Source organism: Pseudomonas sp. Xaverov 259 (genome assembly GCF_019352915.1).
GTDB lineage: Bacteria > Pseudomonadota > Gammaproteobacteria > Pseudomonadales > Pseudomonadaceae > Aquipseudomonas.
Map to the genome: position 1 here is coordinate 675,431 of NZ_JAAAFV010000031.1, position 24,085 is coordinate 699,515.

A 24,085-nucleotide genomic window follows, 5' to 3' on the forward strand; every position below is an offset into this window, starting at 1 on the left:
TACTCACGTCGACAAATGCTGCTGGCCGGTGGTGGCCTGGGCGTCGCCGTCCTGGCCGGGGGCCTGCTGAAGCAGCTGAACATGGTCACCGAAGTCGAAGCGGCCGAGACCTTTGAGGTCAACCACACCGAAGCCCAGTGGCGCAGTTTGCTGACAGCTGAGCAATTTGACGTGCTGCGCGAGGCGGGCACCGAGCGCCCCTACAGCAGCAAACTCAATGACGAACACCGCGCCGGCACCTTTGCCTGTGCCGGTTGCGCATTGCCGCTGTTCTCCTCGACCACCAAGTTTGACAGCCATACCGGCTGGCCGAGTTTCTGGCAGCCGCTGGACAACGCGGTCGCCAGCCACGTCGACACCACCTATGGCGTGGTGCGCAAGGAAATCCATTGCCGCCGTTGCGGTGGCCACCAGGGCCACGTGTTTGACGACGGCCCGGCGCCTACCGGCCTGCGCTATTGCATGAACGGCGCCGCCATGACGTTCACGGCGGCTTAAGCCGATGTCCATTTTTAATTCGTATAAGGGTCGATCCCATGTGGCTGCTGGTTCTCGCGTATCTGGGCGGCGTGCTGACAATTGTCAGCCCGTGCATCCTGCCTGTTCTGCCTTTTGTCTTCGCTCGCACCGGGCAGCCGTTTATGCGCAGTGGCTTGCCGCTGTTAGCGGGGATGGCGGTGACATTCGCCCTGGTGGCCTCACTGGCTGCGGTGGGCGGCGGTTGGGTGGTGCAAGTCAATCAATACGGGCGTTGGCTCGCGTTGCTGTGCGTTGCCCTGTTCGGGCTCACGCTGTTGCTGCCGCAACTGTCGGAGCGCCTGACGCGGCCCTTGGTGGCCGCCGGCAGTCGCTTGTCGGAGGCCGCCGGGGCCGATGCCAAACCGCGTCCGGGCGCGTCGTTCCTGATCGGCGTGGCCACCGGTTTGCTCTGGGCGCCTTGCGCCGGGCCAATCCTCGGGTTGGTGCTGACCGGCGCCGCGCTGCAAGGGGCCAGCATCGGCACTACCTTGCTCTTGCTGGCTTACGCCGCCGGGGCTGCCACCTCCCTGGCCTTGGCCTTGCTGGTCGGCGGTAAAGTCTTTGGCTTGATGAAAAAATCCCTGGGCGCCGGCGAATGGCTGCGCCGTGGCCTGGGGGCGCTGATGCTGGCCGGTGTGGCCGCCATCGCCTTGGGCCTGGACACTGGCGTGCTGTCGCGCTTGTCGACCGCCTCAACCGGCGGCCTGGAGCAGAGCCTGGTGGACCAACTGAGCGCCAAGCCTGCACAGAAGAGCGGGGCGATGATGGCCGGTGGCGCCATGATGGCGGCGGCCAACCACAGCGACTCGTTGCCAATCGAAGGCACGCTGCCGCCGCTGGACGGCGCCGTGCAATGGCTCAACAGCCCGCCGCTGAGCGCCGAAGCACTCAAGGGCAAAGTGGTGCTGGTGGATTTCTGGACCTACTCCTGCATCAACTGCCTGCGCACCTTGCCGTACGTCAAAGCCTGGGCCGACAAATACAAGGACCAGGGCCTGGTGGTGATCGGCGTACACGCCCCGGAGTTTGCCTTTGAACGCGATGTGAACAACGTCACCAAGGCCATGAAAGACTTGGGCATCACCTACCCGGTGGCGATCGACAACAACTACAAGATCTGGCGCGCCTTCAACAACCAATACTGGCCGGCGCATTACTTTGCCGATGCCAAGGGGCAGATTCGTTACCACCACTTCGGTGAAGGCGACTACGCCGAGTCGGAGCGCGTCATTCAGCAACTGCTGCGTGAGGCCGGCGCGACCAACGTCGCCGGTGGTTTGATCGAGGCCGATGCCAAGGGTGTGCAGCAAGCGCCGGACATGAACGAGGTGCAATCGCCGGAAACCTACCTGGGCTTCCAGCGTGCGGAAAACTTCGTCACCACCGGCACGTTGGGCACCGACACAGTGGTGAATTACCCGGCGGCCGGCCACCTGGCCCTGAACAACTGGACCCTGGAAGGCCAATGGAATGTCGGCGGCCAGCAAGCCACCCTCGACCAGGCCGGTGGGCGTGTGGTTTATCGCTTCCATGCCCGTGACCTGCACCTGGTGCTGGGGCCGGGTGCCGATGGCAAGCCGGTGCGCTTCAAGGTGACGATTGATGGCCAAGCGCCCGGCGATGCCCATGGCACCGATGTAGCGCCGGATGGCAGCGGCACGGTGACCGAGCAACGCCTGTACCAGCTGGTGCGTCAGCCAGCCGGGGTTAAGGACCGCACGTTCAGCATCGAATTCCTCGACCCGCATGTGTCGGCCTATGCCTTCACCTTCGGCTAAGCCTCACATGAAGTGATAACCCAATCAGTTTCCCCCCCTGTTTATTCAGTTGCACTGGAGTGACTGTGATGAAGCTGCTCAAATTTTTACCCGCACTGGCCTTCGCCGCTTTTGTCGGCCAAAGCTCGGCGTTCTCCTTCGGTGGCACCGAAGACGCGGTGATGATCGCGCCGCCGGCCATGGACCTGCCGGCCGAGTCCGGCAACCTGCAAACCGCGGTGTTCGCCGGTGGTTGCTTCTGGGGTGTCCAGGGCGTGTTCCAACATGTGCAAGGCGTCAAAAACGCGGTATCCGGCTATGACGGCGGCGCGGCAAACACGGCCCAGTATGAGTCGGTCAGCGACGGCGATACCGGCCACGCCGAGTCGGTGTCGGTGACTTACGACCCGAGCAAGGTCAGCTACGGCAAGCTGTTGCAGATCTACTTCTCTGTAGCCCACAACCCCACCGAACTGAACCGCCAAGGCCCGGACAGCGGCACCCAGTACCGTTCGGAAATCTTTGCGCAGAACGCCGAGCAGCAAAAGGTCGCCCAGGCTTACATCGCTCAGTTGGACGCCGCCAAAGCCTTCGACAAGCCGATTGTCACCAAGGTGGAGATGGGCAAGGCGTTTTACCCGGCGGAGTCCTATCACCAGGACTTTCTGACCGAGAACCCGTCTTACCCTTACATTGTGATCAATGATTTGCCCAAGGTAGCGCAGCTCAAAAAACTGTTCCCCGACCAGTACCGCGCAGAGCCGGTGTTAGTCAAAAACCAATAACCACCCGGACTGATCGTTCCCACGCTCTGCGTGGGAATGCAGCCCAGGACGCTCCGCGTCCCAAGGGGTGACGCAGAGCGTCACAAGAGGCATTCCCACGCGGAGCGTGGGAACGATCGTCATCAGGATTTGGCCTTGGCCAGGTACGGCGCCAGCCGGCGGCCCATTTCTTCACCCAGCGCCTGCAGCCCGCTCAATGGGCGCACCATCACTTCAAACTCGACGATCTGCCCCTGTTCGTTGAAGCGAATCATATCGATACCTTTGAGCTGTTTTTCACCCACGCGCGCGCTGAACTCCAGCACCACGTTAAGCCCGTCGGCACTCGCCAGTTCGCGGTGATAGGCAAAATCTTCGAACACCTTGATCACCGTGTTGAGGATCATCGACACCACCGGCGCACCGGGGTAGGGCGTGTGAGCCATGGGCGAGCGAAATACTGCGTCGGGCGCGAGCAATTCGGGCAGGGCGTTGAGGTCGCGAGCGGCCAGCATGGTGTGCCAGCGTCGAAGGGTTTGGGCGGCGGCGGGGTTCAGGTGGAGTTCGGACATGGGCTGTACCTGTTCTTATGTTGGGAAGGTCGTTCACCTGCCCAACATAAGAGCGGCACTCAAGCAGGGTCAATCACCCGAATTGACAGATAAGTAACCCGAATGCACTCACACCACTTCCAGGTACGAGCTGTGAATCGCCCGCGCCAGTTCGCGCACCGTGTCGATAAAGTCCGTGAGCCGGCTGTGCAAGCCGTCCTCCAGGATCTCATCAATGCCGGTATAACGCAGGCGCGCTTCGAACTCGGCCGCCAGGCGCTGGGCCGTGCGCCCGTAACTGCCCGGCAGGTCGGCGAGGATATGGCTCAACTCCTCGATGCACGCATGCAGTGAGCGCGGTACATCACTGCGCAACAGCAGCAACTCCGAGACCGAGCGCGCATTCAGCGCATTCGGGTACAGCTCGGTATAGGCTTCGAACGATGACAGCGCACGGAGCAGGGCGCTCCACTGGTAATAGCCGCGTGCCGAAAGGTCGCTGACTTCCTCCGATTCCTCGCCGAACATTTCATAACGCGCGTCCAGCAGACGCAACGTGTTGTCCGCACGCTCGACAAAGGTGCCCAGGCGAATAAACCGGTAGGCGTCATTGCGCATGATAGTGCCGGAGGTGGCCCCGCGAAACAGGTGCGAGCGCTGTTTGACCCAGTCGCAGAAGTGGCTGATGCCATGGCGCGCCAGGCCGCCGGCGGCGATGCTGCGCATTTCCAGCCAGGTGGCGTTGAGGTTTTCCCACATGTCGGCGGTGATGCGCCCGCGCACAGCGTGGGCATTGCCACGGGCGGCACGCAGGCAGTTGTAGATGCTGGCGGGGTTTTCTTCGTCGAGGGCGAAGAAGTGCAGCATGCGTTCGGCGTCCAGTTGTTTGTGGCGTTCGAGGTAGCTGTCCAGTGTGCCGCTGCTGAGCAACGACATGGCCAGTTCGTCCAGCCCGTCAGTGTGTCCGGCCTGGGGCATCAACGACAGCGAATAACTGACTTCGAGCATGCGCGCCAGGTTTTCGGCACGCTCCAGATAACGGGACATCCAGTACAGATCTGCGGCGGTTCTACTCAACATACTCAGCCCTCCACCACCCAGGTGTCCTTGGTTCCGCCGCCTTGCGACGAGTTGACGATCAACGAGCCTTCCTTCAACGCCACACGGGTCAGCCCGCCAGGCACCAGGCGGGTTTCCTTGCCCGAGAGCACGAATGGGCGCAGGTCGATGTGCCGGGGTGCGATGCCGTTTTCGACAAAGGTGGGGCAGGTGGACAGGCTCAGGGTCGGCTGGGCGATATAGGCGTGAGGGCGCGCCTTGATGCGTTGGCGGAAGTCCTCAATTTCGGCAGCCGTCGAAGCCGGGCCGACCAGCATGCCGTAGCCGCCGGAGCCTTGGGTTTCCTTGACCACCAGTTCGGGCAAATGCGCCAGCACGTGGGACAGTTCATCCGGTTTGCGGCACTGGAAGGTCGGTACGTTTTGCAGCACCGGCTCTTCGTCCAGGTAGAAGCGGATCATTTCCGGCACATAGGGGTAGATTGACTTGTCATCGGCCACGCCGGTGCCGATCGCATTGGCCAGCACCACATTGCCGGCGCAGTAGGCGGCGACCAGGCCGGGCACGCCGAGCATGGAATCCGGGTTGAAGGCCTTGGGGTCGAGGAAGGCGTCGTCGATACGCCGGTAGATAACATCCACCGGCTTGGGGCCGTCGGTGGTGCGCATGAACACTTTGAGGTCGTGCACGAACAGGTCGGCGCCTTCCACCAGCTCCACGCCCATTTCCCGGGCCAGGAACGCATGCTCGAAAAACGCGCTGTTAAAGCGCCCCGGCGTCAGTACGACCACGTTGGGGTTGTCGAGCCGGCTGGAGCTTTTAAGGGTTTTGAGCAGCAGGTTGGGGTAGTGGTCCACCGGCGCGATGCGCTGCTTGGCGAACACCTCCGGGAACAGGCGCATCATCATCTTGCGGTCTTCGAGCATGTAGCTCACGCCGCTGGGGGTGCGCAGGTTGTCTTCGAGCACGTAGTAGGTGCCGTCGCCGTCGCGTACCAGGTCCACGCCGGAAATATGCGAATAGATGTCGCGGTGCAGGTCCAGGCCGACCATGGCCTTCTGATAACCCTCGTTGCCCAGCACCTGCTCCGCCGGGATGATCCCGGCCTTGATGATGCGCTGGTCGTGATAGATGTCGGCAAGGAACATGTTCAGCGCATTGACGCGCTGTATGCAGCCGCGTTCTATCAGGGCCCATTCACTGGCGGGGATGCTGCGCGGGATGATGTCGAAGGGGATAAGGCGCTCGGTGTCTTGCTCGTCGCCGTAGAGGGTAAAAGTGATCCCGGCGCGGTGGAACAGCAAATCGGCCTCGCGACGCCGTTGGGCCAACAGTTCCGGCGGCGTATTGGCCAGCCAGCGGGAGAAATCCTGATAATGCGCACGGCAGGCGCCGTTTGCGTCATTCATTTCATCAAAGAAAGATCGAGCCATTCCAGTACCTTGTCAGTGCCCAGGGTTGCCTTGGGTGGCACTGCCGCTTAAAAAAACGCATATTTTTATGAGCCTGTGGCTGAGGGTGCCATCGGGCCTGGTCCTTACTTTCTTATGGGGTCGGCTCTGGGTCGGGGGGTAACGAATGCTCCTGTATCCGGGCAGATGAATGCATTAAGCAATGCCTGTGCCGCAATGGCATTCCGGGCCGTGATTGCCTTGTTGCAGGGAGCAAGCTTGCTCGCCACAGCAAGTCCGCTCACTACAAGGGTGCAGCGGCTGCGCTCAATTGGTGCAGGAACAAACTTGAACTTCACCCAAGCCCGATTCTTCTAACAAGACTCGTCACCTTGTGGAGCACCGCCGTGCCCAGAATCATCTCGCCCAACACCCCGACCGCCGCCCTGGACGATCACAGTGAACACAATGCCAAGATCTTCGGTTCACCCAAGGATCGCCTCGACTTCTACCGCCGCGAAATCCAGTACGAAACCAGCATCCTGGCCAACCGCACCGACGCCTACCTTACGGCGCAGTCGTTCCTGGTGATCGCGTTTGTCTCGGGCATGGGCAACCTGAACCCGGAATGGGGCAAGTTTTTCACCTTGATCGTGCCGGCATTTTTGGCCTCCCTCGGCATTCTCAGCTCACTGAACGCCTGGCCCGGTATTCGCGCGGCCTACGAAATCATCGACCACTGGCACTACAAGCAGAGTGAGTTGCTGCGCAGCGAGCCGGTGATGGGCCTGGCCTATGACGATTCGCCGTTGTTCTGCGAGACCGAGTCATCCCACAAGGGCTATCGCAAGTCGTTGCTGTTCTCCATGCGGGCGCCATGGCTGTTTATGGTGTTCTGGGTGCTGCTGGGTGCGTACGCGTTTTATATCCAGGTGGATAACCCGGTCTCTTAAGCAATTTGAACTTCGTGGCGCTGCGCGCACCCTTAAGTTTACGCAGGCTGCGTTTTACATGAGAGGTGACCTATGAACACCAGCAACGACCCCCAAACCAGCAACCGTAACGACCCGGCCATCGATGGCGGCGAGCCGGCGCCCGGCACTGCTGCCGATGCGCCCAAAGACCCGAAACCTGCCAGTGACCCCAAAGCCCGGGAAAACGACTACAGTCCAGACTTCAAGCCCACGCGTGCGCCCAAGCCTGAAACCGATGCTGATATCGACACCCAGGGCGGTTAGAGGAGACGGTCATGTCACAAGAACTGGATGACGAGGAAGAACTCAATGACCCGGGCAACGAAGACCCAGGCTCATTGATGGATGATGCAGAAGTACCGCTGAACGATCTGGATGATGCAGCGGATGTAGGCAACACCGAAAATCAGGAGTGAGCGTTCACCTTGGCACGTCGTTCATACCACGCCAGCATCGGCTGGGTGCTCAGGCCATGAACGACGATGCTCAAGGCGATCACCGAAATCGTCAGGTCTACTGCCAACGCGCTGCTGGTGCCGACCAGCCCGTGGTTCAGCGCGTAGAACAGGTAGTAAATGCTGCCGATACCGCGAATGCCGAACCAGCCCATCAAGCCGCGTTGCCGCTTGCTGATCAGGCTGCCCCAAGGTATTACCCACACGCTGAACGGGCGGATTACGCAGAACAGCAGCGCAGCCACCGGCAGCGCACGCCAATCCCAGTGGCTGACCAGCACAATGCCCAGCACGGTCACCAGGAACACTTCCATCGAACGCTCCACCAAACTGCCAAACGAGAGCATGTCGCCCATCATCACGCCGGCGGCAATTTGCGTATCTTGCAGTTCACTGACATCGCCTTGCAGGGCCCGCTCCGGTTCAACTTCCAGATGGCCGACCACCGGCAGCGCCAAATGCTCCGAGGGCGTCTGCGAGTGCCCGGTGGAGCGGAACTCCGCCTGGCGCAAGCCCAGCCCTGCGGCGAACACCGACAAAAAGCCGTAACCGCCCACGGCCTCGGCGGCCACATAGGCCAGGGCGATCAGTGCCAGGGTCAGGTAGTCGTTGGGTGACAACGTGCTGTCGGCATGGGTGATGCGTAGCCACAGGGTCACACGGCCGATACCACGGCCCATCCAGTAGCCGATCAGCAACCCGGCGGGCACCGCCCACAGCAGGTTTTTCAGGACCCAGCCACCGAACCAGTCGCCATCAAACCCACCGTGTTGCATAAACAGCAGGGCAAAGATCACAAAGGGGAAAGCGGTACCGTCATTCAAGCCGGCCTCACCGGACAAGCCGAACCGCAACGCGTCATAGTCCTGGGCATTATTGACCTGCACCAACCCGGCCAGCACCGGGTCGGTCGGCGCCAGTATCGCGCCCACCAGCAGCGACACGCCCCAGGGCAACGCAAACACATAATGCAGCGCCAGGGAAACGCCGAGGATGGTCAGCAGCATCACCGGCCCGGCCATGCCAAAGGCCACGCGCCAGGTGCGATGCTTGAGCGGCAGGCGCAGTTTCAAGCCACTGACGAACAGCGAAAACAACACCGCGACTTCGGTGAGGTGTTCCATCCAGCGCGCCGAGCCTTTGATATCCAGGCCCAAGAGGTCGACGCCCAGCGGGCCGATGGCGATGCCCAGCAACAGGCACACCGCCGAGGTGGTGACCGGCATCCAGCGCAGGTAGGAGGAGGTGAGGGCAAGGGTGAGCAGTACGGCGCCGAGTACGGCCATCCATAGAATAAAAGTCATCGAGCGTGTACCGGGCCGTGGTTTGTCTCAGTTGGAGGACCACGGCTCGGTGCAGGTTCAATCGGGTTCGATCAGGTATTGATCCAGGAATGGTCAGCTCCAACGTTGACCCTGAACTTGTAGCGAAGCGGGAAGTAATGCTCTTTGGTCTTCTGAATCTGGAGTGGCACTGTTATCGGCGGCACCAGGCCCTGGCGCGCGTAGGCCTGACTCACGCTTTCTTGAACGTTGACGATCGTACCGTGCGGCACGAGCTTGCCATCGACCAACATGGCTTCTTTTGTGAGGCTATCGAAACCCAATTCGTACATGTCGGGTCTTTTGGTTTTAAGGATGTCATTAAACATATTTGGCCCCACGGTATCGAATATTTTTGCCTCATAAGCCTTGAACTCCGGGGTGTACCCAACTTTGCCATCGGGGCCTCGAGCGACGGTCGGTCGATTATTCGCAAAGTAGGATTTGTTCGTTGCAAACCGTTTATTCATCTCCTTGATCATCTCCTCAAGCACTGGGTTGCCAGGTCGAGTCGCGAAGTTGCTGGTGTTATAGAACGTTTTATAGTCGGACACCTGATGCGTTACCGGCAAACCGAGCAGCACATCATCGGCGCCTGCTGCTATTTGTGCGGCATCGACGTTGTTCTGGATGAGATCGTCGGTATCCAGATAAAAACCACCGTGCTTATTCATGATCGGGTAGCGGGCTACATCTGAGGCGGCAGCCAGGTTCTTGCCTTGCCCTTGTCGGAAGTAGCGGTACATTTCGCCGTTCTTCAATTGCTTGAATGCGGGATCTTCATTGAGGTTGAGCACCGTCACGCCAGGCACTTTCTCCTTCAATTTGCTTTCGATTTGTTTAAAAACAGCAGGGCTGTCGGCGTCCACGTGCAGGACTGATTTATACCCCGGGGTCCGCATGGCGTTTTGGGTCATGTTCTCGACCAAGTGGGAAGGTATTTCCTGGCCCGCCCAAAAATAATTGAGTGTTTTGGGCACGGGAGCCAGCTGTTTGGGAATGCTGGGAATCGACGAAACTTCAACAAAGTTATAGCGGTGGTCGCTGACTTTTTTGGCCTTTCTGGAGTCTGCAAGTGTTCCCCGTTGCCATTGGCCTTCGGCACTTCGCCAATAATAGTGATGGCCTTGTTCGTGGGGGCTTCTCCATGCGCCCGCCGTACTATCGAACGCAACTTCCTGATCGACGTTTTTGTAATTAATCCTGAATGGATTGCCTGACGTTTCCACGATTTTAATATCGTCCATCGGCACTACGTAGGTTCTATCCCCCAATCTGAAAGGCGTCGGTGTACTGCTTGCGCCGCCCGGCAAGCGTTCGGATCGGGACAAAGGTGCCCACCCTGAAGGGCCAAGTTCCTTGACCGGAATATCGGCGGCCGTGCCTTTCGGGTGGAGGATGACGCGCTGGCCGTCTTTGACCTGGGACTCGAAGAGCCTGCCATCAACCTTCACATATTCGCGTTTACTGCTGCCCACAAATACGTTGTTCTGCAAGCCCTTGGTCGATAACTGCTCCTCAGCGATGTAGCGGGTTTCATAGCCGTGCAGGTTATCCAGGGACCGTACTTCTCCACTGGCAGCAACGCGGTTAGGTTTAAAGTCTTTCAAGGGCGGGCCAATGGCGCGTTGCTTCAAGGCATCGTATTCATGCCAATTGCCCTGAAACATCACAGCCTGGCGCTCGACGGTTTCTTGCCCCACCTGGATCGTCCCGTTTGCTGCCAGGCCGTGCTGCTTGCTGACGTTCTGGATTGCATCGTCACTGGCGATTGCTCGCAAACTGTTCGAGTCGCCCGGCTTGGGTACGTCTGGGACGAAGTTCTCCAACGGTTTGCCGTAGGCCTGTTTCGTGCGCGGGTCCAAGGCGTACCACTTATGGGTTGCCTCATCGAACTTAGCCAGGGCTTTTGTGCTGCGAGCGCCGTTGGCGGCACTGAATGTGCCTTCAGCGATATCGGCCTTTTTGGCCAACGCCAACAGGTTGACGCGGCGGTACGAACCGCGCAGGTGATTGACACCTTTATAGGCTTTGCCGGCTACAAACTTTAAGCCCTTCAAAGCCCCACGCGCGAGGTCATCAATACCGCCCAACGGATTGAGCGCGCCCACTGCTGCCCGTCCAACAATCTTGAGCACCTGGGCAGCTTTTGACAGCGCCGAGGCACCGACAAATGAAGCTTTCGCGGCCTTGGCAGCGACACCGGCCCCGACCAGGAAACCAAAGATATCGAACGCCAAGTCGACAGCGCCTTCGCCAAGCTTGCCCTCGTTGAAGTTGTTGATCGCGGACCGGAACGGAATCAGGCCCAGTATGACCTCGCGAATAGTTTCGACAGTGCGGTGTTCAGTCTGAAAGGTCGTTGTTCCCCTGGAATAGGCGCCCAAAGCCGGCAACTCCATGTCCTCGACCATGGCATCGACCAGGTACTGGGTTCTGGCGCTGGCAAAGTTCTTCGGTACACCTGTGGCGCCTTCGCGTTCTTGCGTTATCCCTGCGGGGTACTCACCCTCGGGTTTTATCCGGTCGTATCGTTTGCCTCGGGCAGAATACCAACCCCCGGAGGGCTGGTTTTCTTTATAAGCTTTGCCCGGCCGCCGGGTAACAGTGCCCTTCAGTCGGTCGATGGCGTAGGTCATGACACTGATTTGGCCGTTGACGGTGCGTCGGGTCTCGACCAAAAGCACACCTTGTTCAGTGCGCAGGGGATGACTGGGGGTATCGTAGTCAATTTCTCTGCGCACGACGATTTCGCCGAACTCCAGATTCTGCCTGTCTTCCAGAGGCAATCTCGAAATCAGAACCTTGAGCTGCGCCGACGTGGCCTTTTTGACGGCGTCAGAGTGTGTGCGAAAGTCTTGATTAAATTGTTTTATCGGATCCGGCAGGGTTTTGAGGACTGGCAGCAGATCGCTGATATTGATTTTGTCTGATGATGAAACCCATACCCCAGGCTTTCCGTTGTCGGAATCAGGTGGTGGGGACCTGAGTGCTCTGCCATCAATGAGCAGGTCCAACAGTGAGTAGGGGCCGGGGAACACGCGCGTGGAGGGTTGCGACGTGATGCACTTTTTATCGAACAGCGCTGGGTCCATGGTCGGGCACGCTTGCTTCAGATATTCGATTGCAATGGCTTGGGTGGTCGGTGTCTCGAGGGGCGGCAGCGCGGCTGCTTCGCTCATTTCTCTGACATGCTGGTCGAACGCAGTGCGCACCTCGGACAGGGCGGTATCGGTTGTCGGATAGCCCAGGCCATAGGCAACCGCCCATGTTTTGATCGCCTCGTTCTGGGCGGCATATTCAACCTGGCGCTCCTCGTCCGAGATGGGTGCAGTGTCGGCCGCCAGCATGATTTGCGCATAGTTCATTCTGCTTGTTGCGCCCGGCGCTTTTGCTTCCACGCGGGCAACCGCCGTGGTGAAGCTGACCCAGCTGTGGGAGCTCATCGTCACTTCTTTCGGGATACCCCCGACCAGAAACTGGGGTGCGCGACTCGCGAACATGATGTAGGCCAGTGCTGATGCTTTTTGCTCGGAGTCGGCGAGGCCGCCGGCTAACAGATGCGCCTCTAGCTCCTTGACCACCGTCGAGGCCGATTTGTGGCTGTTGGTGGCTGACACCAGGGTGTAGCCTTCAATATTCGTTTCACCGCCGCGATCGGGGTATTTCCCTACGGCCAAGGCTGCCAGCAGCCAGTCGGTGGCACTGCCTTTAACGAAGCGTGCTTCGAATGTGGCCTGAATGGCCTGGCCCAGTGCAATGCCTCTGGGTGAATTGACCAAGTCGTCGATCAGTTGCCGTGGATTGAGCTGTTCCTCAGCGGAAATCGGCCTGCCATTGAGCAGATAGTCCAGGACACTCTTGAAGGGTTTTAAACTGAGGTCGCCGAATGTTCCCTCGTTTATAGACAGCCTCAGGCGTGCCTGGTCGTCAGGCGCCAGCGGTTCGGGCCATGTCAGCGCGCCGCCTAGATTGCCATGGGTGGCGGACCTGAAATTCGGCGCGAGCAGGGCGCTGGCCAGGTTCTCAAGTTGCCCGGAGTTGGTGGGGATGTCCCAGCCATGATCCTGCAGAAACTGCTGCAGGCTGACTTCATTGGGGGCGCCAATGCCCGTTGGCTGGTAGGTGCCGTGCGCAGACAGAGGGAGCGGCCGTGCTAGTTCGGTCTGGAGTTCCTCGATCTTTTTACTGCCATCTTCCAGGCTCATCGCCAGGCGTTGCAGTGCAGCGCCCGCCCGGTGCCAGTTGTGGATGTCACCCAGCTCCGCTTTCTGTTCCTGAAGTGTTTCTTCACTGAGCGACTGGATCTTGTCTGCAAAGCGGCCTGGATCGAGGGTCTTGAAGTTATACGTCTGGTGGCTGATTTCGCCCGATCGCCTGAGCATGCCAGACAGCGTCAGGTTCTGTGGCTCCTGATAAAATCGACCGACCAACTGCCAGGGCACAGGTGCGTCCGGGCTATTAACGGGAGGTGCAAAAGGCAATTCGCCCTCTATGACGCTCGCGGCCCGAAGGATAGGCCCGCTCAGCGCCGCCCACTGGCTGTCGTCCTGGCCCAGCGTGTGCAACGTGCCTGCCGGGTCAAGAAAACGCTCAAGAAAAAAGGATATCTTGCCTGATTTGGGATCGATTTTTACCGAGGTGGTATCAACCCCCAAGGCCTTCATCCACTGCTGAACATCGGGCGATTGGAAAGCATCATGCAAGTGTCTCCACCATTGGCCAAAGGTGGAGTGGGGAGGAATGTAATCGAAGTCGTTAACAGGCGTACGATGGCCAGCCAGGTTCAGGGCGATCGCGTATTGCATTGCCAGTTCGCTGTCTCCATTGGCACGTGTTGCGACCTGCTCTTGCTGCGGGGACGCGGTGTCACGTTTTAACCTTGAAAGCGGCGGGAGTAGAGGCAACGTTGGAGCAACTGCGGGGCGCGCGATGATCTGATTGGAGATACTGTTCATAGTGGGCTGCCCTTATGCGTATGGAAATAGAGCCTCGACACGAGGCACTTCCCTTACGTAACAGCCGCTTTGGTTTGATTCCCCGCTTCCGCCGATTCAGTCGTTACCCGATATTTCGCCCCCTCTGGGGCAGCCTGCCTGGCCCAGGTTCAAAGTGTTTCCATTAGCTGCGAACCGATGGTTTTCATGCGGATCATGTCCATCAACTGGCGCAACCCCGGTTGCGACTGGCGGCGGCTCGGGTAGTACATGCATAGGGGTTCGCCCATGCAGGCCCAGTCCGGCATGACCTCCATCAGGCGGCCGTCGGCAAGCTGCTGCTGCACGCGGTCGGACAGGCAGTAGGCAATCCCCACGCCTTGCAGCGCAGCATTGACGATGGTTTCGGTGTCGGCCGCGCTGAAGTTTCCCGGCACGTCGATGCGTTGCTGGCGCGCCCCATTGCCCAATTCCCATTTGTAGGTGGTCTTGTCGCCCAGGTACATGCGGATGCACGCATGCTCCAGCAGGTCCTTGGGCACTTGTGGGGTACCGCGCCGGGCGAGGTAGGCAGGGGAGGCGACCATTATCCAGCGCAGTGCACCGGTCAGCGGCACCGCGACCATGTCCTGGGGCACGGTGGCGCCATAGCGGATACCCGCGTCGTAGCCTTCGGCGATGATGTCGAGCATGTGGTCTTCGACGATCAGGTCCAGGCGCAGCTGCGGGTAGGCGTCGGTGAAGGCGCCTAGGATCGGCGCCAACAGCAGCACGGCCGCATCTCGCGGCACGTTGATGCGCAGGCGGCCAATCGGTGCTTCGCGGTGCAGCTCGAGGGTGTCGAGGCCGTCCTGGATGGTGGCAAAGCCCAGGGTGAGTTTTTCCGCCAACAGGGTGCCGGCGTCAGTCGGTTCTACCGCGCGGCTGGTGCGGTACAGCAGCTTGACCCCCAGGCGGGTTTCCAGGTTGCGCATGGTGTGGCTCAGGGCCGAGGTGGTCACGCCCAGCTCATGGGCGGCATGGCGAAAACTGCGGCGCCGGATGATCGCCATGAACACATTCAGATCGGCCAATTCGGAACGATTAAAAGCCGCCATATCAAGCCTCTTTACCAGGAGTACGGTTGCATGGGGCGTTGAGCCCTATTCAACCTCGGATGATCTAGAGTAATTGTTTTTCTACGTATTTTTGCAGTTCGAGGAATTTTTTATGCGCATCGAGACCATCCGGATTGCCGGCATCGACAAGGCCGTCTCGCGGATTGCCCTCGGCACCTGGTCCATGGGTGGGCATTTGTGGGGCGGTGCGGACAACGAGCAGTCGATCAAGACCATTCGCCATGCGTTGAACTGCGGCATCAACCTGATCGACACAGCGCCGGTGTATGGCCTTGGGCTGTCCGAAGAACTGATTGGCAAGGCCGTGCGCGGCATGCGCCACAGTGCGGTGATCGCCACCAAGGCCGGCCTGCAATGGGACGACGGCACCACCCGGCGCAATGCCACGGCGCGGCGCATCCGCAAAGAAGTCGAAGACTCGTTGGTGCGCCTGGACACTGACTATATCGACCTGTACCAGGTGCACTGGCCCGACCCGCTGGTGGCCCAGCAAGAAACCGCCGATGAGCTGGAGCGCCTGCGCCGTGAGGGCAAGATCCTGGCTGTCGGCGTGAGCAACTATTCCTGTGCGCAAATGGACGACTTCAGTCGGCACACGGCGCTGGCCACCGTGCAGCCGCCTTATAACCTGTTCGAGCGCGCCATCGACAGCGACATCCTGCCCTATGCCCGCCAGCACTCGCTGGTGCTGTTGGCCTATGGCCCGCTGTGCCGTGGCTTGCTGACCGGCAGCATGCACTCGGCCACCAGCTTTGCCGGGGATGATGTGCGCAAGCTTGATCCCAAGTTCAAGGCGCCGCGTTTCGAGCAGTACCTGGCGGCGGTGGCGGCGTTGGACAGCTATGCGCGCGAATGCCATGGCAAATCGGTGCTGGCGCTGGCCATGCGCTGGGTGCTCGACCAAGGCCCGACCATTGCACTCTGGGGCGCGCGCCGCCCGGAACAGTTGAAGGGCTTTGAAGAGGTGTTTGGCTGGCACCTGAGCGCCGACGACCTGACACATATCGACCGTATTCTCGCCAGCACGATAAAAGATCCAATCGGGCCGGAATTTATGGCCCCCGCCAAACGTTAGCCTTAACGACAGGGATGTCGGCACACAAACAACATCCCTGTTCGTCGAGGTTTTTGCATGAAGCGCGGTACCGTATTCAAGATCGCTGGTGGTGTGCTCGCTGTGCTGGCGCTGGTGGGAGCCTGGCAATGGCGGGGCAATCCTGACGCGTTGTGGCGTATCGTCAGCCAGCAGTGTGTGCCCGACCAGCAACAGCATCAAAACCCCAGCCCGTGCCTGGCGGTGGATCTGGACCGTGGCTACACCCTGTTCAAAGACCGCAACGGCCCGTTCCAGGACCTGTTGATTCCCGTGGATAAAGTCACCGGCATCGAAGACCCGGCCTTGGGGCGGCAGCTGCTGCCGCATTACTTTACCCAGGCCTGGCGGCACCGTGCCGTGCTGTCTGCGGGCCTGACCAAACCGATCCCCGACGCGTTTGTGTCAGTGGCGATCAACTCCCTTTATGGCCGCTCGCAGAACCAGTTGCACCTGCACATTGCCTGCCTGCGCCCGTATACCTTTGCCTTCCTCAACCAGCAAGGCGAGAGCCTCGATGAACAGTGGCGCGTACTGCCCACGCGCTTGATGGGGCACACCTATAGTGCCCGCACCCTGTCGGCGGCCGACGCTGATGCGCTCGACCCCCTGGCGGTGTTGCGTGAATACGTCGACGCCCAGGGCGGCAGCATGAGCCAGTACAGCCTGCTGATGGCTCCCCGCGACGATGGCAGCTTTGTGTTGCTCAGCACCCATGTGACCTTGACCGAACTGAACCTGGGTTCAGCTGAAGAGCTGCAAGACCCTCGCTGTGACCTGATGACCCAACTGTAAGCCTCTACTAACCTGATCCGGATCCTCTCCATGCGCTTGACCGTATTGGCCTCACTGTTCCTGTTCGCCGGTGCCGCCTTTGCTGCGACCCGTGAAGTTGTCCCGATCCACAGCAGCACCATGGCCAATGGTGATTTGCGCTACAGCGTGACGTTGAAGATTGGCGGCACCTCGGTCGAAACCCAGTTCGACACCGGCTCGGTCGGGTTACGTGTATTACCCGGCGTGCTCAAACCCCAGGATGCAGTGGCGCAGGGCACGCCTGCAGCGGTCCAGTACGGCAGTGGCGTACGCCTTAATGGCACGCTCGCGCTGGCCAATGTCAGTTTAGGCAACACCAGCGTGCGTGTGCCGATGCAGTTGGTCGATAGCATCAGTTGCAGTGATGCACGCCCCAAATGCCCTGCGTCCAAGGCGGGAGCCAAGGATTTCCTGATGGGCGGCAACCCACTGCGTGGCGAAGGCTACAAGGCAATCCTGGGCGTCGGCATGTTGCGTAACCCGGCGAGCAATCCATTGGTGGCCATGGGCGGGCGTTGGTTGGTGGTGTTGCCACGGCCGGGGCAGAGCACGGGTGAGTTGATCATCAACCCGACCGTGGCTGAAACCCGGGGCTTTCGCACCATCAGCTTGCAGCGCTTTGCAGTTAAGCCGGGGGATGTCAGTGCGTATTGGAAGGATCATGGGGTGCAGGGTTGCCTGAAACGTTTGGACAGTGCGCAGCAGGTCTGCGGTGACAGCATTCTGGACACCGGCGCGGCGGGGTTTCATATCTACGCCGATGCCTTGCAGGGCAACTGGCCGGTCGGCACGCCGGCGCATTTCAGCCTGGCCATGGCGGATGGAAGCCAGTTGGGGCAGCATTTCAAAGTGGATAACGGCGGTGGGCGGTATGTGCGCTACATCACGGCGCAGGGGGAGCATAACTTTCACGGGATCAATGCGGGGTTGCTGACTTACTTTGATAACGCGGTGTTGTATGACCAAGGAGCTGGGGTGATTGGCTTGAAGTCGCGGTGATTTTTCTAGGCGGGAGTGCATATTCCTTGTGCCTGATGTACCGAGGTGCCTGTATCGCAGCGGTGCGACGATTCGACAAGCCCGCTCCCACAGAAAAGCACATCTTCGGTGCATACAAATCCGCAGCCGATCTCATATTTAAAACCGCATGCGGTCAACTGTGGGAGCGGGCTTGCTCGCGAATGCGGTGGGCCAGTCAATTCATCTGTCTCTGATACACCGCATTCGCGAGCAAGCCCGCTCCCACATTTAGACCGCGTTGCATCAGGTAGATAGGCCGCCGTTACCGCAGCAACGGATATGCACTCATACTCACACCTCCAGGAAAAGTCATTCACGACCTGTTCACTCGATAAACGACACCCTCTCAAACATACCCATTGAACGACTGTTCAGTTTGCACTATGTTGACCGCATCCACCCGTTTGCACACAACCGGGTTCGCGCTTTTTAGTTTTTAACGAGAGGCTCTGGCATGCGGTTTTCCCCCTTCGTCGAACGTATTGCAGGGCAGGGCGTCGCCGCCTGGGACATCCACCACGCCGCGTTCCAGGCCGCCAGCCAGGGCGAAGACATCATCATCCTCAGCGTCGGCGATCCCGATTTCGCCACGCCGTCGTTCATCACCGACGCCGCTGTCAGCGCGCTGCACAGCGGCGACACCCACTACACCGAAATTCCCGGCCGCAGCGCCCTGCGCGAAGCCGTCGCGGCGCGCTACAGCAAGACCCTGGCACGCTCACTGAATGCCGACAACGTGATCATCGTGCCCGGCGCACAGAACGCGTTGTTCATCAGTTCCCTTTGCCTGCTGCAAGCCGGTGATGAAGTGCTGGTGCTCGACCCGATGTACGTCACTTACGAAGCCACGCTCAAAGCCAGCGGCGCCACGCTGGTGCGCGTGCCGTGTTCGCCGGAGTCCGGGTTTCGCCTGGATGCAGGCTTGCTCGCCGCCGCCATCACCCCGCGCAGCCGCGCCATCTTCTTCTCCAACCCCAATAACCCCACCGGCGTCGTACTCAACCCGCAGGAACTGCAAGCAATAGCCGACCTGGCCATCGCCCACGACCTGTGGGTGGTGGTGGATGAGGTCTACGAAAGCCTGGTGTTTGACGGCCAATACCACAGCCTCGCCGCGTTACCCGGCATGGCCGAGCGCTGCATCGTGATCGGCAGCCTGTCCAAATCCCACGCCATGACCGGTTGGCGAACCGGCTGGCTGATCGCCTCGCCGGAAATGATCAGCCACGCCGAAACCCTGGTGCTGAGCATGCTCTACGGCTTGCCGGGTTTTGTGATGGAAGCCGCCACGGCAGCGGTGCTGGCCCATGACGAAGTGACGGTAAGCATGCGCGACATCTACCGGCGCCGCCGTGACCTGGTCGTGGCTGGCCTGAGCGCGTGCCCGGGCATCAAGGTGCAGGCGCCACAAGCCGGGATGTTTGTGCTGGTGGACGTGCGCGGCACGGGCCTGGGCTCCTTGGATTTTGCCTGGCGCCTGTTCCGCGAGGCGGGTGTGTCAGTGCTGGATGCCGCGGCGTTTGGCGAACCGGCGCAAGGGTTTGTGCGGCTGTCGTTCACCTTGGGCGAAGCTCGCCTGGCCGAAGCCTGCCAGCGTATCGCCGGATTTGTCGCCAAGCTGGCCGGTGAGCCGCGTGTGACGCCGATGCCCAAGATCGAAGTGCTGGCGCCGGTCGAGGCGCGCAAGATGATTGAAGTGATCGACCTGCATAAGCGCTTCGGCAATATCGAAGTGCTCAAGGGCATTTCCCTCACGGCCAACGAAGGTGAGGTGATCTCGCTGATCGGTGCCAGCGGCTCGGGCAAGAGCACCTTGCTGCGCTGCATCAATATGCTTGAAGTGCCCGACCAGGGCAGCATTCATGTCGACGGTGAAAGCATCAAGCTCAATTACGGCATGCCCGGTGCGCCGCTGGTGGCGGATGCCAAGCAGTTGGTGCGCATCCGTTCGACCCTGGGCATGGTGTTCCAGAACTTCAACCTGTGGCCGCACCGCACCGTCCTTGAAAACCTTATCGAAGCGCCCACCCAGGTGCTGCGCGAAAGCCGTGCCGAGGCCATCGAACGCGCCGAAGCCTTGCTCGACCGCGTCGGCCTGGCCGCCAAGCGCAACGAATTCCCGGCGTTCCTGTCCGGCGGCCAACAGCAGCGCGTGGCGATTGCCCGCGCGTTGGCCATGCGCCCCAAAGTCATGCTGTTCGACGAACCCACCTCAGCCCTCGACCCCGAACTGGTGGGCGAAGTGCTGCGTGTGATCCGCTCCCTGGCCGAAGAAGGCCGCACCATGATCCTGGTCACCCATGAAATGGCGTTCGCCCGGGATGTGTCCTCCAAAGTGGCTTTTCTGCATCAAGGCTTGATCGAAGAAACCGGCACGCCGGACGCGGTGTTCCTCGACCCACGCAGTGAGCGTTGCCGACAGTTCGTCAACGCGCATCAAACTCGCTAACTCCAGAAAAAGACGGGGCAAATCATGAAATGCAAGCGCATGGCAACGTGGTTGGGCAGTGCAGTGTTGATGTTGACCGCAGGTTTTACCCTGGCGGCAGAAAAACCCATCGTGTTTGCGGTGGCGGCCGAACCCTATCCGCCGTTCACCGTAAAAGGCGGGAACGGCCAGTGGTCAGGCTTTGAAGTAGACCTGATCCACAAGCTGTGTGAAGGCATGAAAGCCGAGTGTCAGATCAAGGAAGTGGCGTGGGACGGCATCATTCCGTCGTTGCTGGCGAAGAAAATCGACGTGATTTTCTCCTCGATGTCGGTGACCGATGAGCGTGAAAAACAGATCGCTTTCAGCCGCGCCTATTACGATTCACTGCTGGGTGTGGCAGGCCCCAAAGGCGCTACGGTGGACATTACCCCCGAAGGCCTCAAGGGCAAGTTGATCGGCGTGCAGATCTCCACGGTCAGCGCCAACTACTTGAAGAAGTACTACGAGAACATCGCTGATCTTAAGTACTACGACACCCAGGAATCGGCGAATGCCGACCTGATCGCCGGGCGCATCGACTACATGATGGCCGACGACACCGCCATCGCCATGATGGTCAAGACCCCGGAAGCCAGCGGCCTGGCGCATATTGCCAGCGTGCCCTACGACCCGATCATCGGGCGTGGCGTCGGCGCCGGTTTGCGCAAGGAAGACACCGCGCTCAAGGCCCGCCTCGACAAAGCCATCGGCGAACTGCTGGTGAGCAAGGACTTTGACGACTTGTCCCAGCACTATTTCGGCCTGTCGGTCAGCCCGTGCAAGCGCGGCGACACGCCGGCCTATGTGAGCAAGACCTGTGACAGCCCCTATCAGCAAATCGCCCAGAAGACCGAATAATGCTCGATCTCCTCAGCTTTGGTGACCAAGGATGGGGCAACGCACTGCTCAAAGGGTTATGGATGACCCTGCAAATCTCCGTCGGCGCGTTTGCCGTGGGCTTGCTGATCGGCCTGGTGGTGGCCTGCGCCAAGCTCAGCGCGCCGCGCCCGATTGCACTGTTGATGCGCGGCTACACCACGGTGTTTCGCGCGGTGCCGGAACTGCTGCTGATCCTGCTGCTGTATTACGCAGGCTCCATGGGCCTTAACGTGTTGATGCTGTGGCTGGGTTTTGCCCAGGTCAATATCAGCGGGCCGTTGGTGGCGATCCTGGTGTTGGGGCTGGTGCAGGGTGCCTACGCGTCGGAGATTTTCCGCGCGGCGATCCTGGCGATTCCCCACGGCCAGATCGAAGCGGCGCGGGCCTTTGGCTTGAGCGGCTTTGGTCTGTTTCGCCGGGTGACTTTGCCGATCATGGCGCCGTATGCGCTGGCGGGCATGTCCAACCTGTGGATCAACCTGATCAAGGACAGCGCCTTGATCAGCGTGGTCGGCACCAACGAGCTGCTGTACACCGCCAAGCAGGCGGCGGGTTCCACACGTCATTACTTGCTGTTCTACCTCACGGCCGCCGCCTTGTATTACCTGGTGACGCTGGCTTCCAACTACCTGTCCGGGCGCCTGGAGCGACGTATTCGTCGCTGGATGCCGGTTGTCGAGTGAGGCGCGCATGCCTGAGTGGATAAGTTACTACGCGGGGCTGATCGCCAAGGGCTTGCAGACCACCTTGTCATTGCTGGTGATCAGCGCGGTGCTGGGTTTTGCCCTGGCGGTGCTGGTGGCGCTGGCGCGGTTGTCCCGGCGCAAATGGCTGGCACGCAGTGCGCTGGCCTACACCAGTGTGCTGCGCGGCACGCCGCTGCTGATCCAGATCTACATTTTCTACTACGGCCTGGGCAGCCTGTTCGCGCAGTTCCCGATGATCCGTGGCAGCTTCTTGTGGCCGTTCCTGCGTGACGGCTACTGGTACATCGTGTTTGCCCTGGTGCTGTCGGTGGGCGCCTATGTCGGCGAAGTGATTCGTGGCGGCCTGCTGGCGGTGCCCAAGGGCGAAATGGAGGCCGCTGCGGCGTTCGGCATGACCCCGCGCCAGGCGCTGCTGCGGGTGCGCTTGCCACGGGCGATGCGCCTGCTGTTGCCGACCCTGGCCGGTGAGACGGTGATGCTGCTCAAATCCACCGCGCTGGCGTCGACCATTGCCGTGGTCGACCTGCTGGGCGCGGCCAACGTGGTGCGCGCGCAGACCTTGCAGATCTATCAACCGTTGCTGTTGGTGGCCAGTGTTTACCTGTGCCTGACCTTCCTGATCGAGGGCGTCTACGCCATCGCCGAACGGCGCGGCACGCCGCTGCGCAGGTCCGTGGGATGAAACAGGACCGCGCGCTGCAAGGGATAGCCCTGTGCTCACTGGCCTACGCGTTTCTGGCGTTGCAGGACGCAGTGATCAAATGGCTGGTGGCCGATTATTCGGTGTTCAGCATTCTGTTCTGGCGCAGCCTGGTGGTGGTCGGTGCGTGTGTGATCGCCGGGCGCATGGGCCTGTTGCGCCGGGCGTGGACCTCAGTGAGCCGCAAGCTGCTGATCATTCGCGGGTTGCTCTCGCTGCTGGCGTGGTTGCTGTATTACACCGCCGCCAAGGACCTGACCCTGGCGGAAATGACCACCTTGTATTTCTCTGCGCCGATCATGGTCACGCTGCTGGCTGCGCTGATCCTCAAGGAGCGTGCGAGCCGTGGGCAATGGGTGGCGCTGATCATCGGCTTTGCGGGTGTGGTGATCGCCTGTCGCCCCAGCAATATGGTCGATCCAGTGCCCATCGCACTGACCCTGGCGGCCGCGTTGTGCTGGGCGTTCACCTATATCCAGCTGCGCCAGGTCGACCCGACAACCTCGGTGCTGGAGCAGATGCTGATCACCAACGTGGTCTTTGTTATCTGCATGGCGGTGACGTTGCCCTGGACCCACACGCCAGCGCCGACCCCGGCCTGGCTGGGGATGCTGGCGGCAGGTCTGGTCGGCGGCATAGGTCAGTTCCTGTTGTTTGCGAGTTTCCGCCGGGCCACGGCGACCTTGCTGGCACCGTTCGAATACACCGGGTTGATCTGGGCGTTTTTACTCTCGAGCCTGATCTGGGGCACCTCGATGGATGTGTCGCTGAGCATCGGCGCCGTGTTGATCGCGGTCAGCGGCACCCTGGCCATGCTCAGCGCCCGCCACCCGGAATCACAGGACGTGGTCGGCGCCGAATGCTCCGTGACGCAACCCCTGTACCCAGCAGCGACAGATGTGCAGCCCGTTGGCGGGGCTGAAAGTGCCGGGGTTGAGACACCCCTCGAGCCAAAGACCGTCGAGCATCGCCGATAGGCCAATGGCGGCCAGGTGGCTGTCGTCGATCTTCAGGTTTTCGCTGCGGGCCAGGTCGTCCAGCAGCTGCTGGATCAGCGCCAGGTAGGCGCGGTAGCTGTTTTCGTGGGACTGGTTTACGTGGGGCGAGTGGCGGATCAGGCTCCAGAACACCACCCACACGCCGAGCAGGTCGGGGTCCATGACACGCGGCGAAAACGAGGCGCGAAGAAACGCGTCCAGGCGCGCGGCGGCGCCTTCGGCCAGCTCGACTTGCGCCCATAACGCGCTGGTCAGCTCATTGGCGAGCTTGTGGTAGGTCTCGGCGATCAACGCGTCGATGCTGCCGAAATGGTGGTTGAGCAAGCCCACCGAAACGCCAGCTTGGGCGGCGATGCGGCGCACGGAAATCCCCGCGTGGCCGTCACGGGCCAGGCAGGTGAGGGTAGCGGCAACCAATAAGTCGCGGCGTTCGTCGGGGTCGGCACGGCGCAGTTTGGGAGGGTCGATGGTCACGGGCATGCCTTTGATAAAAGACCAGAGTGCTCAGGTTAATTGAACGTGTGTTCAATCTCTAGCGATTAAATCATCAGAGGA

The 24,085-nt window shown here is 60.5% G+C and carries 20 protein-coding genes and 1 pseudogene; 14 read left to right on the forward strand and 7 right to left on the reverse strand.

The genetic code is table 11. The features are described 5' to 3' along the window. The 3 genes from msrB to msrA form a co-directional block, all read left to right on the forward strand. A partial coding sequence (gene msrB, locus K0H48_RS13545; protein WP_257626936.1) for a peptide-methionine (R)-S-oxide reductase MsrB occupies nt 1-498 on the forward strand: 498 nt, incomplete at its 5' end. Between the two features lie 38 nt (nt 499-536). After that, nucleotides 537-2,297 carry a cytochrome c biogenesis protein DipZ gene (locus tag K0H48_RS13550; RefSeq protein ID WP_219267854.1) on the forward strand — a complete coding sequence of 587 codons (1,761 nt, stop codon included), beginning with the start codon at nt 537-539 and terminating at the stop codon, nt 2,295-2,297. Between the two features lie 68 nt (nt 2,298-2,365). Then, on the forward strand, nt 2,366-3,061 hold the full coding sequence (gene msrA, locus K0H48_RS13555; protein ID WP_219267855.1) for a peptide-methionine (S)-S-oxide reductase MsrA: 696 nt from the start codon (nt 2,366-2,368) through the stop codon (nt 3,059-3,061). Between the two features lie 122 nt (nt 3,062-3,183). Here msrA and K0H48_RS13560 read toward each other — a convergent pair whose 3' ends face one another. From K0H48_RS13560 to K0H48_RS13570, 3 genes are all read right to left on the reverse strand, one after another. Then, nucleotides 3,184-3,612 (reverse strand): nuclear transport factor 2 family protein, encoded by a 429-nt coding sequence (locus K0H48_RS13560; protein ID WP_219267856.1) that lies wholly within the window; start codon nt 3,610-3,612, stop codon nt 3,184-3,186. A 108-nt stretch (nt 3,613-3,720) separates the two neighbouring features. Continuing rightward, a complete protein-coding gene (locus K0H48_RS13565) occupies nt 3,721-4,671 on the reverse strand; it encodes an alpha-E domain-containing protein (protein WP_219267857.1) in 951 nt (316 codons plus the stop codon). A 2-nt stretch (nt 4,672-4,673) separates the two neighbouring features. Beyond that, nucleotides 4,674-6,083, reverse strand: coding sequence for a circularly permuted type 2 ATP-grasp protein (locus tag K0H48_RS13570; protein WP_219267858.1), 1,410 nt, complete (start codon nt 6,081-6,083; stop codon nt 4,674-4,676). A gap of 365 nt (nt 6,084-6,448) precedes the next feature. Here K0H48_RS13570 and K0H48_RS13575 point away from each other — a divergent pair, with 365 nt between their 5' ends. From K0H48_RS13575 to K0H48_RS13585, 3 genes are all read left to right on the forward strand, one after another. Continuing rightward, nucleotides 6,449-6,994 carry a hypothetical protein gene (locus tag K0H48_RS13575; RefSeq protein WP_219267859.1) on the forward strand — a complete coding sequence of 182 codons (546 nt, stop codon included), beginning with the start codon at nt 6,449-6,451 and terminating at the stop codon, nt 6,992-6,994. A gap of 72 nt (nt 6,995-7,066) precedes the next feature. Next, entirely contained in the window at nt 7,067-7,279 is a 213-nt protein-coding gene (locus K0H48_RS13580) for a hypothetical protein (protein ID WP_219267860.1), read from the forward strand. Between the two features lie 11 nt (nt 7,280-7,290). After that, a complete protein-coding gene (locus tag K0H48_RS13585) occupies nt 7,291-7,431 on the forward strand; it encodes a hypothetical protein (RefSeq protein ID WP_178112669.1) in 141 nt (46 codons plus the stop codon). Here the strand turns inward: K0H48_RS13585 and K0H48_RS13590 are convergent. From K0H48_RS13590 to K0H48_RS13600, 3 genes are all read right to left on the reverse strand, one after another. Continuing rightward, the gene (locus tag K0H48_RS13590) at nt 7,422-8,774 is read right to left on the reverse strand and encodes a sodium:proton antiporter (RefSeq protein WP_219267861.1); all 1,353 of its coding nucleotides are present in this window, start codon (nt 8,772-8,774) and stop codon (nt 7,422-7,424) included. The two genes, K0H48_RS13585 and K0H48_RS13590, sit on opposite strands and share 10 nt — an antisense overlap. A 71-nt stretch (nt 8,775-8,845) precedes the next feature. Beyond that, on the reverse strand, nt 8,846-13,750 hold the full coding sequence (locus tag K0H48_RS13595) for a glycosyltransferase (RefSeq protein WP_257626938.1): 4,905 nt from the start codon (nt 13,748-13,750) through the stop codon (nt 8,846-8,848). Nucleotides 13,751-13,899: 149 nt separating this feature from the next. Next, on the reverse strand, nt 13,900-14,826 hold the full coding sequence (locus K0H48_RS13600) for a LysR family transcriptional regulator (RefSeq protein ID WP_219267862.1): 927 nt from the start codon (nt 14,824-14,826) through the stop codon (nt 13,900-13,902). 112 nt (nt 14,827-14,938) lie between these two features. On the opposite strand from K0H48_RS13600, the gene K0H48_RS13605 reads away from it, so the two are divergent. The 8 genes from K0H48_RS13605 (at nt 14,939) to K0H48_RS13640 (ending at nt 23,509) form a co-directional block, all read left to right on the forward strand. Next, complete coding sequence (locus K0H48_RS13605) at nt 14,939-15,922, forward strand: aldo/keto reductase (RefSeq protein ID WP_219267863.1); 984 nt, start codon at nt 14,939-14,941, stop codon at nt 15,920-15,922. A 57-nt stretch (nt 15,923-15,979) separates the two neighbouring features. After that, nucleotides 15,980-16,735: a CDP-diacylglycerol diphosphatase gene (locus K0H48_RS13610; RefSeq protein ID WP_219267864.1), complete on the forward strand. Its 756-nt coding sequence runs from the start codon at nt 15,980-15,982 to the stop codon at nt 16,733-16,735. A 30-nt stretch (nt 16,736-16,765) separates the two neighbouring features. Then, on the forward strand, nt 16,766-17,755 hold the full coding sequence (locus K0H48_RS13615; RefSeq protein WP_219267865.1) for a DUF3443 domain-containing protein: 990 nt from the start codon (nt 16,766-16,768) through the stop codon (nt 17,753-17,755). 475 nt (nt 17,756-18,230) lie between these two features. Next, nucleotides 18,231-20,225, forward strand: a complete 1,995-nt coding sequence (locus tag K0H48_RS30950) for an aminotransferase class I/II-fold pyridoxal phosphate-dependent enzyme (protein WP_219267866.1) — start codon at nt 18,231-18,233, stop codon at nt 20,223-20,225. Between the two features lie 24 nt (nt 20,226-20,249). Further along, nucleotides 20,250-21,104 carry a transporter substrate-binding domain-containing protein gene (locus K0H48_RS13625; RefSeq protein WP_219267867.1) on the forward strand — a complete coding sequence of 285 codons (855 nt, stop codon included), beginning with the start codon at nt 20,250-20,252 and terminating at the stop codon, nt 21,102-21,104. Further along, nucleotides 21,104-21,808 (forward strand): ABC transporter permease, encoded by a 705-nt coding sequence (locus K0H48_RS13630; protein ID WP_219267868.1) that lies wholly within the window; start codon nt 21,104-21,106, stop codon nt 21,806-21,808. The genes K0H48_RS13625 and K0H48_RS13630 overlap by 1 nt, the downstream gene beginning before the upstream one ends. A gap of 7 nt (nt 21,809-21,815) precedes the next feature. Beyond that, complete coding sequence (locus K0H48_RS13635; RefSeq protein ID WP_219267869.1) at nt 21,816-22,514, forward strand: ABC transporter permease; 699 nt, start codon at nt 21,816-21,818, stop codon at nt 22,512-22,514. Further along, nucleotides 22,511-23,509: a DMT family transporter gene (locus tag K0H48_RS13640; RefSeq protein ID WP_219267870.1), complete on the forward strand. Its 999-nt coding sequence runs from the start codon at nt 22,511-22,513 to the stop codon at nt 23,507-23,509. Before K0H48_RS13635 ends, K0H48_RS13640 begins: the two co-directional genes overlap by 4 nt. Here K0H48_RS13640 and K0H48_RS30775 read toward each other — a convergent pair. After that, nucleotides 23,465-24,010 (reverse strand): annotated as a pseudogene (locus K0H48_RS30775) (TetR/AcrR family transcriptional regulator); the annotation flags it as partial. The gene K0H48_RS13640 and the pseudogene K0H48_RS30775 sit on opposite strands and share 45 nt — an antisense overlap. Nucleotides 24,011-24,085: the final 75 nt, after the last annotated feature.

Coding starts and splice junctions, on each gene's coding strand:
- K0H48_RS13635 (WP_219267869.1), top strand. CDS start 21,816: ATGCCTGAGTGGATAAGTTACTACGCGGGGCTGATCGCCAAGGGCTTG.
- K0H48_RS13605 (WP_219267863.1), top strand. CDS start 14,939: ATGCGCATCGAGACCATCCGGATTGCCGGCATCGACAAGGCCGTCTCG.
- K0H48_RS13625 (WP_219267867.1), top strand. CDS start 20,250: ATGAAATGCAAGCGCATGGCAACGTGGTTGGGCAGTGCAGTGTTGATG.
- K0H48_RS13630 (WP_219267868.1), top strand. CDS start 21,104: ATGCTCGATCTCCTCAGCTTTGGTGACCAAGGATGGGGCAACGCACTG.
- K0H48_RS13565 (WP_219267857.1), bottom strand. CDS start 4,671: ATGTTGAGTAGAACCGCCGCAGATCTGTACTGGATGTCCCGTTATCTG.
- K0H48_RS13585 (WP_178112669.1), top strand. CDS start 7,291: ATGTCACAAGAACTGGATGACGAGGAAGAACTCAATGACCCGGGCAAC.
- K0H48_RS13615 (WP_219267865.1), top strand. CDS start 16,766: ATGCGCTTGACCGTATTGGCCTCACTGTTCCTGTTCGCCGGTGCCGCC.
- K0H48_RS13600 (WP_219267862.1), bottom strand. CDS start 14,826: ATGGCGGCTTTTAATCGTTCCGAATTGGCCGATCTGAATGTGTTCATG.
- K0H48_RS13570 (WP_219267858.1), bottom strand. CDS start 6,083: ATGGCTCGATCTTTCTTTGATGAAATGAATGACGCAAACGGCGCCTGC.
- msrA (WP_219267855.1), top strand. CDS start 2,366: ATGAAGCTGCTCAAATTTTTACCCGCACTGGCCTTCGCCGCTTTTGTC.
- K0H48_RS13590 (WP_219267861.1), bottom strand. CDS start 8,774: ATGACTTTTATTCTATGGATGGCCGTACTCGGCGCCGTACTGCTCACC.
- K0H48_RS13550 (WP_219267854.1), top strand. CDS start 537: ATGTGGCTGCTGGTTCTCGCGTATCTGGGCGGCGTGCTGACAATTGTC.
- K0H48_RS13560 (WP_219267856.1), bottom strand. CDS start 3,612: ATGTCCGAACTCCACCTGAACCCCGCCGCCGCCCAAACCCTTCGACGC.
- K0H48_RS13595 (WP_257626938.1), bottom strand. CDS start 13,750: ATGAACAGTATCTCCAATCAGATCATCGCGCGCCCCGCAGTTGCTCCA.
- K0H48_RS30950 (WP_219267866.1), top strand. CDS start 18,231: ATGCGGTTTTCCCCCTTCGTCGAACGTATTGCAGGGCAGGGCGTCGCC.
- K0H48_RS13580 (WP_219267860.1), top strand. CDS start 7,067: ATGAACACCAGCAACGACCCCCAAACCAGCAACCGTAACGACCCGGCC.
- K0H48_RS13640 (WP_219267870.1), top strand. CDS start 22,511: ATGAAACAGGACCGCGCGCTGCAAGGGATAGCCCTGTGCTCACTGGCC.
- K0H48_RS13610 (WP_219267864.1), top strand. CDS start 15,980: ATGAAGCGCGGTACCGTATTCAAGATCGCTGGTGGTGTGCTCGCTGTG.